General features: G+C 70.3%; 13 protein-coding genes. 5 read left to right on the forward strand and 8 right to left on the reverse strand.

Annotation, left to right across the window (positions count from 1 at the left end; genetic code table 11):
- The first annotated feature begins 180 nt into the window (after positions 1-180).
- From CIK81_RS17615 to CIK81_RS17625, 3 genes are all read left to right on the forward strand, one after another.
- Positions 181-573, forward strand: coding sequence for a DUF779 domain-containing protein (locus CIK81_RS17615; protein WP_338022888.1), 393 nt, complete (start codon positions 181-183; stop codon positions 571-573).
- Between the two features lie 299 nt (positions 574-872).
- Positions 873-1661 carry a phytanoyl-CoA dioxygenase family protein gene (locus CIK81_RS17620; RefSeq protein WP_096166461.1) on the forward strand — a complete coding sequence of 263 codons (789 nt, stop codon included), beginning with the start codon at positions 873-875 and terminating at the stop codon, positions 1659-1661.
- Positions 1662-1668: 7 nt separating this feature from the next.
- Entirely contained in the window at positions 1669-2571 is a 903-nt protein-coding gene (locus CIK81_RS17625; protein WP_096166445.1) for an AraC family transcriptional regulator, read from the forward strand.
- 130 nt (positions 2572-2701) lie between these two features.
- Here CIK81_RS17625 and CIK81_RS17630 read toward each other — a convergent pair whose 3' ends face one another.
- From CIK81_RS17630 to CIK81_RS17650, 5 genes are all read right to left on the reverse strand, one after another.
- Positions 2702-3952, reverse strand: coding sequence for an FAD-dependent monooxygenase (locus CIK81_RS17630; RefSeq protein WP_096166446.1), 1251 nt, complete (start codon positions 3950-3952; stop codon positions 2702-2704).
- 122 nt (positions 3953-4074) lie between these two features.
- The gene (locus CIK81_RS17635; protein ID WP_158542102.1) at positions 4075-6120 is read right to left on the reverse strand and encodes an ABC transporter ATP-binding protein; all 2046 of its coding nucleotides are present in this window, start codon (positions 6118-6120) and stop codon (positions 4075-4077) included.
- Between the two features lie 176 nt (positions 6121-6296).
- Entirely contained in the window at positions 6297-8060 is a 1764-nt protein-coding gene (locus tag CIK81_RS17640) for an ABC transporter ATP-binding protein (RefSeq protein ID WP_096166447.1), read from the reverse strand.
- 339 nt (positions 8061-8399) lie between these two features.
- Entirely contained in the window at positions 8400-9098 is a 699-nt protein-coding gene (locus CIK81_RS17645; RefSeq protein WP_096166448.1) for an LrgB family protein, read from the reverse strand.
- The gene (locus tag CIK81_RS17650; protein WP_096166449.1) at positions 9095-9502 is read right to left on the reverse strand and encodes a CidA/LrgA family protein; all 408 of its coding nucleotides are present in this window, start codon (positions 9500-9502) and stop codon (positions 9095-9097) included. The genes CIK81_RS17645 and CIK81_RS17650 overlap by 4 nt, the downstream gene beginning before the upstream one ends.
- 128 nt (positions 9503-9630) lie before the next feature.
- On the opposite strand from CIK81_RS17650, the gene CIK81_RS17655 reads away from it, so the two are divergent.
- Positions 9631-10248 carry a GNAT family N-acetyltransferase gene (locus CIK81_RS17655; protein ID WP_114355979.1) on the forward strand — a complete coding sequence of 206 codons (618 nt, stop codon included), beginning with the start codon at positions 9631-9633 and terminating at the stop codon, positions 10246-10248.
- Here the strand turns inward: CIK81_RS17655 and CIK81_RS18075 are convergent.
- The 3 genes from CIK81_RS18075 to CIK81_RS17665 form a co-directional block, all read right to left on the reverse strand.
- Positions 10184-10408, reverse strand: coding sequence for a hypothetical protein (locus CIK81_RS18075; RefSeq protein WP_141393734.1), 225 nt, complete (start codon positions 10406-10408; stop codon positions 10184-10186). The genes CIK81_RS17655 and CIK81_RS18075 overlap by 65 nt on opposite strands.
- A 135-nt stretch (positions 10409-10543) precedes the next feature.
- Entirely contained in the window at positions 10544-12130 is a 1587-nt protein-coding gene (locus CIK81_RS17660) for an AbgT family transporter (protein WP_114329021.1), read from the reverse strand.
- Between the two features lie 48 nt (positions 12131-12178).
- Complete coding sequence (locus CIK81_RS17665; RefSeq protein ID WP_096166452.1) at positions 12179-13834, reverse strand: amidohydrolase; 1656 nt, start codon at positions 13832-13834, stop codon at positions 12179-12181.
- Between the two features lie 58 nt (positions 13835-13892).
- Between CIK81_RS17665 and CIK81_RS17670 the strand changes: the two genes are divergently transcribed.
- Positions 13893-14228, forward strand: coding sequence for a hypothetical protein (locus CIK81_RS17670; RefSeq protein WP_181868854.1), 336 nt, complete (start codon positions 13893-13895; stop codon positions 14226-14228).
- Positions 14229-14302 lie beyond the last annotated feature (74 nt).

A 14302-nucleotide genomic window follows, 5' to 3' on the forward strand; every position in this document is an offset into this window, starting at 1 on the left:
GCACCAGCACCAGCACCAGCACCAGCACCAGCACCAGCACCAGCACCAGCACCAGCACCAGCACCAGCACCAGCACCAGCACCAGCACCGTACGAGGCGCGGGTCTCCAGCCAGGCCCCTGCCCCGCAGCCGGGACAGCCACCGGCGCCGCCGCTGCCTGAGCCGACCAGCACCGATGACGTGCTCGAGGCCGAGCCCACCATCGAGGGCGAGGACTTCTCACGGGTCGCGTTCACCCAGGCCGCCGTCGGACAGCTGCAGCGGTTGATCGACCGCAACGGTCCGCTGATGTTCCATCAGTCCGGCGGGTGCTGCGACGGCTCCTCCCCCATGTGCTACCCGGAGGGCGACTTCATCACGGGTGACGCCGACGTGCGGATGGGTCACGTCGAGGTCCCGCTGCCCGACGGCACCACCTCGCCGCTCGACTTCTGGATGAGCCGTGAGCAGTTCGCATACTGGCGCCACACGCACCTCACGATCGACCTGGTCGACGGGCGCGGCGGCGGCTTCAGCCTCGAGTCCCCCGACGGGAAGAGGTTCTTGACCCGGTCGCGAATGCTCGAGGGCTGACGCCTCCCTCCCCGCCTCGATGGCCGTCACGGCAGGCGGAGCCATCGAGGCAGGCGGAGCCATCGAGGCGGGCGGAGCCATCGAGGTGGGCGGAGCCGTCGGAGAACGGCTGAGCGTTTGGCGGCCGTCCGGGCCGTCGCACTCGTCGAGGCGGGCGGAGCCGTCGAGGGTGGGCGTGCCGGGCGTGGCCGTTCTGCGAACATCCGCGTCCGCCGTCGGCCTGGTGGGTCCTGGTCACAGTTCCTAGGCTCGATGTGCACGCACAGTTGACCGACCCACTCCCGCACGAAAGGTCGATGATGACCACCCTCTCCACAGCTCCCTCCACAGCTCCCGAACACCTCGACACTCTGGCCGACACCTACGACGAGCAGGGATACGTCCTGGTCAAGGGACTCCTCAGCAAGGAGGAGGCAACCGAGTACCGTGCTCGCAGCCATGAGCTGATCGCACGCCTCGACCGCGGTGACGACCCCACCTGGGACGCCGCCTCCGATGTCGCCATGGGACGGCAGACCAGCCTGCAGCACCTGCATGACGCCCAGTTCTACGATGCCGCCTACACCAGGCTGCTCACCGATCCCCGCTTCACCGACGTGGCCGCGGCCGTGCTGCGCACCCCGAACGTGCAGTTGCACCACACCAAGATGTTCATCAAGCCGCCGGAGAACGGCTCGCCGTTCCCGCCGCATCAGGACTACCCGTTCTTCCCGCACAAGAACCACAAGGTCGCCGCTGCGATCTTCCACTTCGACGACGCACCGGACGCGAAGGGCTGCGTGCGCATCGCCCCCGGCAGCCACAAGGAGGGCCCCCGCGAGCACGATCCGCAGGGCAGCTTCCATCTCCCCGACTTCCCCACCGATCAGCTCGTCCCGATGGAGGCCGAGGCCGGGGACGTCCTGTTCTTCACCTACTTCACGGTGCACAGCTCGGGGATCAACGTCAGCGACGAGGCCCGCACCACCTGGCTGGTCCAGTTCCGCGACCCGGCCGACCCGCCGATGACCGACCAGCACAAGGAGTCCCTCGGTCAGGGCCTGATCCTCGCCGGCAGCGACCCCACCGGGCGGGTCGGGCAGGCATGATGCTCGGGTGAGCCTGGATCAGGTCGCCGGTGCGACCACCTTCGTCGACCTCGCCGGTCTGCTCGTCTCCGGCGAGGTCGACGGGTTCGCCGTCGACTACCTCAGCTGGGGCTTCTACGAGCCGTCCGTCTGGCGCAACTACGCCCACACGCACTCCTTCTACGAGGTGTGCCTGGCGTACTCGGGATCCGGGACGTTCACCGTCGACGGTGCCACCCACCGGATCGAGGCCGGGACGGTCTTCGTAGCGCGCCCCGGCGACGTGCACGAGATCATCTCCGACCCGGAGCACGGGCTCGGGATCGCATTCTGGGGCTTCACGCTGCAGCCGACGGGCACTGCGACCGCCTCCGCACCCGGCTGGTGGAGCGGACTGCTGCGCGCCGACCGCCCGTTGCTCTCCACGTCCCTGGGGTCGCTGCCAGTGCTGATCGCAGCGCTCGCGGCAGAGGTCGCCACCCCGCGCTCCGGGGTCAGTGAGCAGGTCAGGGCGCTCGGAGCCGCCCTCGTGATCCAGACCGCCCGCGCCTTCGCGGCCGACGAGGATCTCGCCGTCACCCTCGACCCCGCCGCCCGCACCACCTCCAGCGTCGCCGCGATGGAGCGGTACCTGGCCGACAACCTCGAGCGCACGATCCAGGTGCGCGACGTCGCTGCGGTCGCCCATCTGTCCTCCCGGCATGCGGCCCGGCTGTTCGCGCAGGAGACGGGCGAGCCGCTCATGGCCATGCTGCGCAGGCTGCGGCTGGAGCGCGGCGCCCACCTGCTGCTGGAGACCGACGATCCGATCGCCCAGGTGGCTCGCCAATGCGGCTATCCCGAGGCGCGCCCGTTCATCACCGCGTTCCGTCGCCGCTTCGGGCAGCCACCCGGCGCCTTCCGCAGCAACGGCGGCACGCTGCACCTGTGAGGACGGCACTGCATCGGTGAGGCCGGCGGATCACCTCCGAGGCTGGAGCTGCGTCCCTGAGGCGGACCTCGCGCCTCAGGCAGGTCAGCGCGCGCACGCGGAGCTGCGCCCGCAGCCCCGGCAGCGCGCTTCAGGCCGCGATGAACTGGCGACTGAGCAGGCGGCTCACGCCGGGAAGGCCGATCGCCCGACGTGCCACCTGCTGAAGGCGCAGCTGGAGGGTCGTGGCCGGGATGAAGGCCGACGCACTGAGGCGTCCTGAACGGCGCACCGCGTCCGCCGTCGGCCGCCACCGACGCTCGTACTCCGCCAGACCCGCCTCGACATGCGGACCTGTCGCCCGCAGGCTCCTGGCCAGCGCTTCCGCGCCGGCGATCGCGAGGGAGGCGCCCTGCCCGGCCAGCAGCGAGGGGGCGTGAGCGGCGTCCCCGGCGAGCACGATCCGACCTCGACTCCAGCGGGGCGCATAGCTCTGAGCGACCAGGTCGTCGTAGAAGGTATCCGGCGCGTGCTCGAGCGCCCGGTCGAGCTGCGGATGCAGGCCGGTGAACCGTCGGCGCAGGCGCTCCGGATCCGCGCTGGGTCGCTCGGTGTCATGGGGGTCGACGCGCTCGGTGAACATGACACCCACCTGCTCGGCGTCGGCCGCATACAGCCAGCCCACCCGCTGGATCGTGTCGGTCATGAGCATCCTCTGCCCCAGCTCGTGCGCCAGCTGCGCATCGTCGAAGAGATAGCTGGCGGCCCGGTATCCCATCGGCAGGATGCGGCCGTGGCCGGGAGCGACGTGCTCGCGGAGCGGGGAGCGCACGCCGTCGCACGCGACCACCAGGTCCGACTCCAGCACCTCTCCTTCTGCAGTGATGACTGCTGGTCGGCCGGGGGCGGCGTCGGGAGTCGCAGTGCCCTCCGTCCCGTCCTCACGCGTCCCGGCATCGCCCGTCCCGGGCTCGCACGTCCCGGTATCGTGCGCCTCGGCGTCGCGCGTTTCGTCCTCGCGAACCCCGACCACACGCACGCCGTAGCGGAGATCCACGCTCTCCGGGAGCTGGGCGAGCAGGCCGAGCTCGACCTCAGGGCGAAGGATCGAGAAGTAACGTCCACCAGCCGCCTTGACCAGCGGCGCGGCATCGATCGTCCCGCTGGTCGAGCCGTCGGGCAGACCATAGCGGACGCCGTCGAACACGTGCCCGCGCCGGCGCAGCTCCTCGATCACGCCCATCCGCTCCGCAGCGAGGAAGCCCGGGCCGAAGAAGTCGATCATGTACCCGCCGCCGCGCGGCCCAGGGGAGGATTCCAGCACGGTGACGCGGTGGTCGGGAGCGAGCTCATGAGCCAGCGCGAGGCCGCAGACCCCGCCGCCGACGATCGTGATGTCCATGCACCGACGCTACGCGGCGCCGTGCAGCGGCGCATCCGGTCCTGGCCACCCGCAGAGACCGGCGCGCCCGGTAATGTCCCCGCACGACCGATGTCGAGGCCCGCATCGGTCGTGCGGGGACATTACCGGTCCTCTGTGGGATCGGCGGACGTTGCGGAGGGGCCAGCGGAAGGCTCGGCGGGCGTGGCGGGCCCTGCATCGGCCGGCTCCGCCACCTCCCGCGCCACCGCAGCTATCTCCCCGGTCACCGCAGCCATCTCCCCGGTCACCGCGACGGAGCGCTCGAGCACTGCGTCGTCCTGGTCGGGATCGACGCCGCCGGCGAACTGCGACCAGTAGAGGCGGTGGTAGGCGCCCTCGGCCTCGAGCAGCGCGTCGTGATCGCCCTGTTCGACGATGTCGCCGTGCTCCATCACGAGGATGACGTCGGCGTCGCGGATGGTGGAGAGGCGATGCGCGATGACGAAGCTGGTGCGGTCGGTGCGCAGCGCGGCCATCGCCTCCTGGACGAGCACCTCGGTGCGGGTGTCCACCGAGGAGGTGGCCTCGTCGAGGATCAGCAGCGCGGGATCGGCGAGGAAGGCACGGGCGATCGTGATGAGCTGGCGCTCACCGGCGGAGATGTTCGCGCCCTCGTCCTCGATCATCGTGTCGTAGCCGTCGGGCAGGGTGTGCACGAAACGGTCCACGAAGGTGGCGGTCGCGGCGGAGATGACCTCGTCGTCGGACGCATCGAGGCGCCCGTAGCGGATGTTCTCGCGAATCGTGCCGCCGAACAGCACGGCGTCCTGCAGCACCATGCCGATCTGGCTGCGCACGGCGCCGCGGTCCAGGGCGCGGATGTCCACGCCGTCCAGGCGGATCTGCCCGCCGTCGATCTCGTAGAACCGCATGATCAGGTTGACCAGCGTGGTCTTGCCGGCGCCGGTGGGTCCCACGATGGCGATGGTCTGGCCTGGCTCGGCGACCAGGGTGAGGTCCGTGATGAGGGGCTTGTCCGCCGTGTAGGAGAAGGCGACATGGTCGAACTCGATGCGGCCGCGGGTGGGGCCGGTGAGCTCGGCGCGCTCGATGGGAACCGAGCTGGGCTCCCCGTCCGGCCCTGTCGTGGACGCGTGGATCTCCCCGTCGGCCTCCTGCTCCTCGGCGTCCAGCAGCTCGAAGATCCGCTCGGCCGACGCCACCCCGGAGATGAGCATGTTCGCCATACCGGCCACCTCGCCGAGCGGCGCGTTGAACTCGCGGGAGTACTGGATGAAGGCGACGACCTGGCCGAGGCTCAGCTGCCCGCTGGCGATCCGCAGGCCGCCCACCACGGCGATCCCGACATAGCCGAGGTAGGTCACCCACTGCATGATCGGCATGATCATGCCGGAGTAGAACTGGGCCTTGAAGGAGGCCTCGAAGAGCTCCTCGTTGCGCTCGTCGAACTGCTCGCGCATCGAGTCCTGACGGTCGAACACCGTGACCAGGTCATGCCCGGTGAAGGACTCCTCGACGTGGCCGTTCAGCCGCCCCGTGTTGCGCCACTGCGCGGTGAACAGCTTCTGCGACTTCGTGCCGATCAGGCCGATGGCCACCCCGGAGATCGGCAGGGCCACCAGGGCGATCAGCGCCAGCTGCCAGGACAGGTAGAACATCATCGCGGTGATGCCCACGATGGTCAGCACCGCGTAGACCAGGGAGGCGAACGCCTGCTGGAGAGCGGTCTGCACGTTGTCGACGTCGTTCGTGGTGCGCGAGAGCAGGTCGCCGCGCTGGTGGGTGTCGAAGTAGCTCAGCGGCAGGCGGTTGACCTTGGCCTCGATCCGTTCTCGCAGCCGGTACACGATGTCCATGACCACGTCGTTCAGGAGCCGGCCCTGCAGCCAGTCGAACAGGGCGGCCACGACGTACATGCCCAGCACGAACAGCAGCAGCCTGCCCAGCGCTGGGAAGTCGACGCCGTTCCCGGTGAGCACGCCGTCGAAGATGAGGTCCATCGCGTCGCCGAGGATCGAGGGGGCCCACACGGTGAGGGCCGTGGAGATGATGCCGAAGACCAGCACGACCCCGAGGCCGAGCTTGTGGTCGGCGAAGGTGCCGGCCAGGCGCATCGCAGAGGGCCAGAAGGCCTTCGCCTTGCGGGGTGCGGAGTCGCCCCACTCGCCGCTCATGGAGTCCTGCATCTCGAGGATCTCGGCCTCGGAGAGCTCTCCGGTGCCGGAGGCGGCGGCGTTCGAGGAGCGGGCGCCCGAGGCCTCAGCCCCCACAGCGGCGGTGCCGCGGTTCTTCCGGCCACCGTTTTTCGGAGCATCGTTCTGCCGGGCGCCGTGCTTCCGGCCACCGTTCTTCATCGCGCGGCTCATGCCAGCTCCTCCACGGTGGTCTGGGAATCGACGATCTCCCGGTAGGTCTGATTCGACGCGAGCAGCTCCTCATGGGTGCCGCGGCCCACGACCCGGCCCTCCTCGAGCACGATGATCTGGTCCGCGCCGGTGATGCTGGAGATGCGCTGGGCGACGATGATCATCGTGGCGCCCTGGGTGTGCGCGTCCAGGCCCGCGCGGACGGCGGCGTCGGTCGCGACGTCGAGCGCGGAGAACGAGTCGTCGAACACGAACACGCGAGGCCGGGCCACCAGGGTGCGGGCGATGCACAGGCGCTGGCGCTGGCCGCCGGAGACGTTCGTGCCGCCCTGGGAGACCGCGGATTCCAGTCCCGTCGCCGCCGCCTCGTCCTCGCCGGTGGTGCGGTCGACGACGAACTCGGTGGCCTGGGCGATGTCGAGCGCCTCCCACAGCTGGGCGTCGTCGGCCGACGGGTCCCCGAAGCGCAGGTTGTGCGCGATCGTTCCGGAGAACAGGTACGGCTTCTGCGGCACGAGGCCGACGACGTCCGAGATCGTGGCGCGGGCGAGGTCGGTGACCGGGACGCCGTCCAGCAGCACCTGGCCCCTGGTGGCGTCGTGCAGGCGCGGGATCAGGCTGATCAGCGAGGTCTTGCCCGAGCCGGTCGAGCCGATGATGGCCGTGGTGCGGCCGGCGTCGGCCGTGAAGGAGATGCCGTCCAGCACCGGGGCGTCCGCGCCGGGATAGGCGAAGGAGACGTCGCGGAACTCGACCGCGGCGCCGCCGCCGACCTGGTCGAGCGCGACCGGATCGGTGGCCTCGACGAGGGTGGGCGTGGTCTCGAGGACCTCTCCGATGCGGCGTGCGCTGATGATCGCGCGCGGGAACATCATGAACATGAAGGTGCCCATCATGACGGCCATGAGGATCTGCAGCAGGTACTGCATGAAAGCGGTCAGCGAGCCCACCTGCACGAGTCCTGCGTCCACCCGGTGGCCGCCGAACCAGAGCACGGCGGCGGTGGCCAGGTGCAGCACGACGGTGATCGCGGGCCCCATGATCACGAACAGCCGGCCGATCCGCACCGAGGTGTCGGTGAGGGTGGCGTTGGCGTCCTCGAAGCGGGCGGTCTCGTGCTTCTCGCGCACGAAGGCCCGCACCACGCGGATGCCCATGATCTGCTCGCGCATCACGCCGTTGATCGAGTCGATGTTGTCCTGCATGCGCTGAAACAGCGGCATGAGCTTCGTGACCAGCAGCCCCACGATGACCATGAGCACGGGGACGGAGACCCACACCAGCCAGGACAGCCCGGGATCCTCCTGGATCGCCATCACGATGCCGCCGATGGACATGATCGGCACCATGACCATGAAGTTCAACGTCATCAGCGCGAGCATCTGCACCTGCTGCACGTCGTTCGTGCCGCGGGTGATCAGGGTGGGGGCGCCGAAACGGCCCATCTCCTCGGTGGAGAAGCGATCCACCCGGGTGTAGAGGGAGCGGCGGATGTCCCGCCCCAGGCCCATCGCCACGCGGGCGCCGAACCAGACCGAGGTGACCGCCGTGATGACCTGCACCATCGCGACGATCAGCATGAGTCCGCCGACGCGCCAGATGTAGTCGGTGTCCCCCGTGGCCACGCCGTTGTCGATGATGTCGGCGTTGAGGCTGGGCAGGTACAGCGTGGCCAGCACGGTGGCCAGCTGCAGCACGATGACGGCGGCCACGTGCGGGAGGTAGGGACGGATGTGCCGTCGGATGACGGTCCAGAGCATGGAGGATCCTTGATGAGGGTCGGGCTGGTGCACGGCAGTGCTCCCGCCGCGGTCGGCGTCAGGAACAACGGTACGGAGACGGGCGGACAGATCGTGTCCGCCCGGTGAGCAGCAGCCGTCAGAGCTGCGACGGCCCGCTCTGCGCTGGGACAGTCCGCTCTGCGCTGCGGCAGTCCGATCTGCCGTCATTCTCCAGGAATCCGTCGCGCACCGCACCCGACTTACGGAGGAGATCGCGAGGGCGGAGGAGAGCGCTCGCGCTCCGCACCACTCCGGGTGCTACAGCCACGGCCGCGGACGCCGGGCGGCGTAGGCTCCAAGCCCGCCTCAGGCCCAGCCTCAGCCGGCGACGATCCCGGCCACGATCGGCAGCACGACCGTCATGATCAGCGCGTTCATCACCATCGCGGCGCTGGACCAGCCGCCGGCCACCGTGGATTCGGAGAGCACGCGCGAGGTGCCGATGCCGTGCGAGGTGAGGCCGATGGCGAAGCCACGGGCCCGCTCGTCGCGCACCCGGGCGAGGGTCAGCAGAGCCGGGCCGACGACGGCTCCGAGCACCCCGGAGATCAGCGTCAGCACCACCGCGAGCGGCACCGAGGCCCCGAGGATCTCCGCGATCGACAGGCCCACCGGGGAGGTCACCGAGCGCGGCAGGGCGGCGAGCAGCATGTCCTCACCCGCACCGAAGGCGGTCATCGCAGCGACCGTGATCGCCACGCTCACCGCACCGCCGACGGCCAGGGTCGCGAGCACGGCCGGGGCCGAGGAAGCCAGAGCCCGTCCGTTGCGCAGCAGCGGCAGGGCGAGCGCGACGGTGGCGGGGCCGAGCAGGAGGGTCAGCACCGTGACCTGCTCGAGGTACTCGGCATACGGCAGGCCGGTGGCCTGCAGGACGGCGGCGACGATCACCACGGTGACCAGCACCGGGGAGAGCAGGCCGGGCCTGCCCAGTCGCTGGTAGAGCCACAGCGAGAGCAGATAGGCGCTCAGCGTGAGGGCGAGGCCGAAGACGGGGAGGTGGATGAGCGCGCTCATGCGGCCGCTCCCCCGCGCTCCTGCCGACGACGATCCTGCCGGCGCAGCAGCGCCTGCAGGAGCCACCCGGCCACCAGCAGCGTGACCACGAACGAGCCGCCCACGGCGAGCGCGATCGGCAGCGCGTTCTGGGCGAGCGAGCGCAGCTCGAGGATGATGCCGACGCCCGGCGGGACGAACAGCAGCTGCAGATGCGCCAGAAGCGGGGTGGCCGCCGGGTCGGCGACGCGCAGCACGGCCCGCGTGGGCCGCAGGAGTCCGAGCACGACCAGCAGCACGATCCCCAGCACCACTCCGGGGATCGGCAGGCCCAGCAGCGCCGACACGGCCAGGCCCGCCATCTGCGCGAGCAGCAGGACCACGAGGCCGAGCAGCACGGGAGGAAGAGCGGCGGCACGGGACATCTGGGACAGGGTAGCCCGGCGACAGGTCAGCCCGACGGGACCGGCTCATTCCTCGTCGGCCGCCCGGATTCCTCGTTGACCCTCCGGACCTCGTTGACCGCCCGGACGCGACGCCGCACACTGCGTCCATGTCCCTGGACTTCCCGCTGCTCGGCGAGCGCGTGCTGCTGCGTCCCTTCGCGCCGGGCGACGCCCCCGCAGCGCACGGGATCTATGGCGATCCCGAAGTCATGCGGTATGTCGGCGCGGGCGAAGCGGCCACGCCGGACACGCCGGACACGACGGAGCAGATGATCGCGGATTACCGCCGTCACCAGCGCGAGCACGGGTTCGCCTTCTGGGCGGTGATCGAGCGCAGCACCGGCCGGCTGATCGGCGACGCCGGTCTGGAGGTCACGAGGTTCGGGACCGAGCTCGGCTACACCCTGGCCCGCGATGCCTGGGGGCGCGGTCTGGCGACGGAGGCGGCGGCGCTGTGCGTGGAGGCCGCGTTCGGGCCGCTGGGGCTCTCCCGCCTGGTGGCGCTGGCCGACGTCGAGAATCCTGCCTCGTCACGGGTGCTGGAGAAGCTCGGCTTCCGTCCCGACGCCGCTCCGGACGAGATCGCCACCGACGTCGGCTCTCCGGATGCCGACGTTCCGGATGCCGACGCGCGCTCCTGGGCGTCGCCGCCCGGCACGGTCATCGTCTACGGGCGTCCTCATCGCCGGTTCGTGCGAGACGGTCCTGCACCAGGCCGACGATGAACGCCACGAGGCCGCCGAGCACGAAGATCACGCCGGTGTTGTGGGAGCTCCAGCCACCGTGCACGAGAGCGAGCACCACCGTTCCGACGAGACCCACCCCGCACAGGATGAGGCCGGTGCGCTGCAGCCGGCGCGGGGTGGAGAGCTGTCCGTCCGCCATGTCGCCCTCCTGTCATCTGCCCTGGCGCCGCACCAGGAGCCGTCCTCACGACGGTAGCTGATAGAGAGGTGGTTCCGATCCGCCCGCGGATCCTCCGCGAGCTGCCGGGCATGCGCGCGATCGCGTCCCGGGCCCTCACTTCTCCAGGAAGATCGGGTTGCCCGGTCCCAGCGGCAGATCGGCGACGAAGAACACCGCGAGGATCACGGTCCACACGATCCAGAACGGGACGACGAAGGGCAGCATGCGCGCCATCAGGGTGCCCAGGCCGGCGCCCGGCTCGTACTTCCGGATCATGCCCAGCAGCACGATCATGTAGGGATTCATCGGCGTGATGATCTGGGTCGCGGAGTCGCCCACGCGGAAGGCGGCCTGGGTGAACGCGGGCTCGTAGCCGATCAGCGCGAACATCGGCACGAACACTGCGCCCATGATCGCCCACATGGCCGAGCCGGAGATGATGAACAGGTTCAGGCAGCTGGCCAGGAGGATGAATCCGAGCACGGCGGGGAAGCCGGTCAGGCCCACGCCCTCGAGCCCGGCCGCACCGGTCACCGCGATCCAGGTGCCGATCCCGGACCAGTTGAACAATGCGATGAAGTTGCCCAGGACGAACGCGAGCACCACGAAGGGCAGCATCTCCTTGAGCGACTCGGTCATCATCTCCACCGCGTCGCGCGTGGAGCGCACGGTCTTCGTCGCGATCCCGTACGCCAGGCCGAGCACCACGAAGTAGGCGACCACGATGAACACGATCGAGCTCAGCAGCGGGGACTCCGGCAGGAAGTCACCGTCCTCGTTGCGCCACGGGGAGTCCGGCAGCAGGAAGGCGACCAGGAAGACCGCGGTGAGCACCGCGGCGCTGAGCACCGCTGCCAGCAGGCCCCTGTTCTCCTCGGGGGTGAGGGCGGCCCGCATGTTCTCGGTGCTCTCGGCACTCTTCTCAGCGCCCTCCACGGCGACCTCGTCGCGGTCGATGCCCTGCCGCGTCAGTCGCGGCTCGAGGACCTTGTCGATGATGAACCCGGCCACGAAGCCCAGCACGATCGACGAGGCGATGTTGAAGAACCAGTTCGAGACCGGATTGACCGCGGTGGTCTCGAAGCCCGGGAGGGCGCCCATGACCGAGGTGGTGATGCCGGCGAACAGGGCGTCCAGCGAGGTCGGGAAGATGTTCGTGGAGTAGCCGGCGCCGGCCGCGGCGAAGCCGCCCAGCAGTCCGGCCACGGGATGGCGGCCGGCGGCCTTGAACACGAGGGCCGCGAGCGGCGGGACCACCACGAAGGCGGTGTCGGCCATGATCGAGGAGATCACGCCCACGAACCCGACCACATAGGGCAGCAGCCAAGCGGGCGAGGTGCCGAAGAGCTTGCGGATGCCGGCGGCGAGCAGACCGGAGTGCTGGGCGATGCCGATCGCCAGCAGGATCGGCAGCACGGTCACCAGCGGCGGGAACCCGATGAAGTTCTCGCCCAGCGTGGTGGTGAGCCAGGTGAGCCCCTCACCGGTGAACAGGCCCTTGATGACGGTGGGGTCCTCGGAGCCGGGCACCGTGACGACCACACCGGCCCAGGCCATCGCGGTGGACACGACGCCGGTGACGGCGAAGAGGACGAGGAAGAGCATGAAGGGCTCGGGCAGCTTGTTGCCCGCCCTCTCCACCCCGTTGAGGATCTTGTCGGTCAGGCCGGTGGTCGGGGAACCGGTCGGTGCTGCGCTCATGGGGGTCTCCAGTGGATCGTGGACGTGAGCGGGAAAGCGTGGGGCAGATCAGTCGAAGAACGAGGGCACGTCGATCGCGCCGCCAGCCTCCTCGAACTCCGCGGCCATGGCGGTGGCCAGCTGCGGATCATGGAGGGCGTCGAGCACGGTGGCCGCGAGCCCGTAGGCCCCGTCGGACGCCGCCGCGCGAGCATCCTCGGAGACGGCCCAGGTCGCGAACTCGCGGGTGTGCAGGGCCACCTCGGGCGGGGCGATCCGGATCACCGGGTGGATGCCGGGGATCCGATAGCTGACGTTGCCGAAGTCGGTGGAGGCGGCGAGGATCGGCGAGACCACGCCGAACGGGAGCGGATCGCGGCCGCGGCGACGCTGCGCCTGGACCCAGCTCCCCGTGAGCGCCTCGTTGGTGCGCACGGGCAGCGACGGCGGGTGCTGGTCCCAGTTGACGCTCACGCCGACCCCGGCCATGAGGGCGGCGCCACGGGCCACGTCCTCGACGCGGCTCGAGAGGTCCTTGAGGGTCTCGGGGCGCTGCGAGCGCACGTACAGGTCGAGCTTCGCGTAATCCGGCACGACGCTCGCGCGATCGCCGCCCTCGCGGATCACGGCGTGGATGCGGTCCGACGGCGGGGTCTGCTGCCGCATCAGGCCGATCCCCTGATACATGAGGCTCGCGGCGTCCAGCGCGTTGCGGCCCATGAAGGGCTGCGCTGAGGCGTGGGCGGTGTGTCCGTGGAACTCCACGGTGAGCGTCCGACGGCCCAGCCACACCTGGTCGGCCAGGTCATAGCCGTACGGGTGGGCCATCACCGCGGCGTCCAGCCCGTCGAAGGCCCCGTTGCGGGCCATGTACTCCTTGCCGGTATGGCCCTCTTCGGCGGGGGTCCCCAGGAACACGACCCGTCCGGGGACGGCCGACGGGTCTGCCTTCGCGAGCGCGGCCAGCGCCAGGAAGGCCCCCAGGCCCATGACGGCGATGACGTTGTGCCCGCAGCCGTGGCCGACGACGGGCAGCGCGTCGTATTCGGAGAGGATCGCGAGGGTCGGGACGTCGTCCCCGACGCCTGCTCCCGCAGCGCCCGCTCCAGCAGCGTCCGCTCCCACTCCCGCTCCCACGCCCGAGGCATCCGCTCCCACTCCCACTCCCGAGGCATCCGCTCCCGGTCCCGCGGACTCCGCGCCGGCAGCGCCTGCTCCCGCAGCGCCCGGCCCCGCAGGCCGTGTCCCGGACATCCCGGAGATCTCTGCACGGATCGCGGTGTCGAGCCCGTGCACGCCCAGCTGCGCCTCGATGCCGTGAGCGGCGAGGACGTCGACGATGGCGCGCGCGGAGCGGTGCTCCTCGAAGGCGACCTCAGGGTGCTCGGCGAGGTCGAGCATGAGGTCGAGCATCTCGGGGCGATCCGCCTCGACGAGCTCCTCGAGCCGATCGTGCAGGGCGGCGTCGGCCCCGTCGAACGCAGAGCCGGGATGCGAGGCGGTGCGCATCGCGCTCTCCCGCTCGTCGTCGAGCTGGCGGAGAAAGGCAGTCGACACCGTCGACACCTCGGTGGGCTGCGCTTCGGTGCTCTCGGGCTCCGGACGCCGCGCCTCGGTGCGCTCGGGCTCCAGACGCTCCTCGGTGCGCTGGGCCTCCAGACGCGCCTCGGTGCGCTGGGCCTCCGGATGCGGTGACTCGGGGTGGGGAGCCGACGGTGTAGCCATGCGGTCGAGGATAGACACGTCAGGACTCCGCGTGTGGTCGGTCTCACCCCTGCTGAGCGTGCGCCCGTTTCGGTTCGTCGGCGCGATCTCGTATTCGCTGTACCTGGCGCACTGGCCGCTGCTGGTGATCCCGCAGGTCGCCGTGGGGGAGGAGAGAAGAGCCCGCTGCCCCTGTAGGGCGCGCTCCACGCTCCACGGACCCGCCGAGGCCGCGAGCACCCAGGTCCCGGCCACCTGGACCGCGATCCCCTACGACGCGTGGGGCAACCGCAGCGTCGCCCCGATGCGCGTCTGGCTCCCCCTCAAGGCCGACTGCTGCTCCCCCAGCACCTCCCCCTCAAGGCCGACTGCTGCTCCCCCGGCGCCCCCTCAAGGTCAACTGCTGCAAATGTGAGCTGGGGACCTATGCGAGAGGCTCACATAGGTCCCCAGCTCACATTTGGTGACTGCGACGCCGCGGAACGGGCC

The organism is Brachybacterium sp. JB7 (assembly GCF_003335205.1).
In the GTDB taxonomy this organism is placed as follows: domain Bacteria; phylum Actinomycetota; class Actinomycetes; order Actinomycetales; family Dermabacteraceae; genus Brachybacterium; species Brachybacterium alimentarium.

Bases quoted from the DNA above. Each gene is read 5' to 3' on its own strand.
- CIK81_RS17655 (WP_114355979.1), top strand. From the start codon at position 9,631: ATGTCCCTGGACTTCCCGCTGCTCGGCGAGCGCGTGCTGCTGCGTCCC.
- CIK81_RS17660 (WP_114329021.1), bottom strand. From the start codon at position 12,130: ATGAGCGCAGCACCGACCGGTTCCCCGACCACCGGCCTGACCGACAAG.
- CIK81_RS17645 (WP_096166448.1), bottom strand. From the start codon at position 9,098: ATGAGCGCGCTCATCCACCTCCCCGTCTTCGGCCTCGCCCTCACGCTG.
- CIK81_RS17620 (WP_096166461.1), top strand. From the start codon at position 873: ATGACCACCCTCTCCACAGCTCCCTCCACAGCTCCCGAACACCTCGAC.
- CIK81_RS17665 (WP_096166452.1), bottom strand. From the start codon at position 13,834: ATGGCTACACCGTCGGCTCCCCACCCCGAGTCACCGCATCCGGAGGCC.
- CIK81_RS17650 (WP_096166449.1), bottom strand. From the start codon at position 9,502: ATGTCCCGTGCCGCCGCTCTTCCTCCCGTGCTGCTCGGCCTCGTGGTC.
- CIK81_RS17630 (WP_096166446.1), bottom strand. From the start codon at position 3,952: ATGGACATCACGATCGTCGGCGGCGGGGTCTGCGGCCTCGCGCTGGCT.
- CIK81_RS17635 (WP_158542102.1), bottom strand. From the start codon at position 6,120: ATGCAGGACTCCATGAGCGGCGAGTGGGGCGACTCCGCACCCCGCAAG.
- CIK81_RS17640 (WP_096166447.1), bottom strand. From the start codon at position 8,060: ATGCTCTGGACCGTCATCCGACGGCACATCCGTCCCTACCTCCCGCAC.
- CIK81_RS18075 (WP_141393734.1), bottom strand. From the start codon at position 10,408: ATGGCGGACGGACAGCTCTCCACCCCGCGCCGGCTGCAGCGCACCGGC.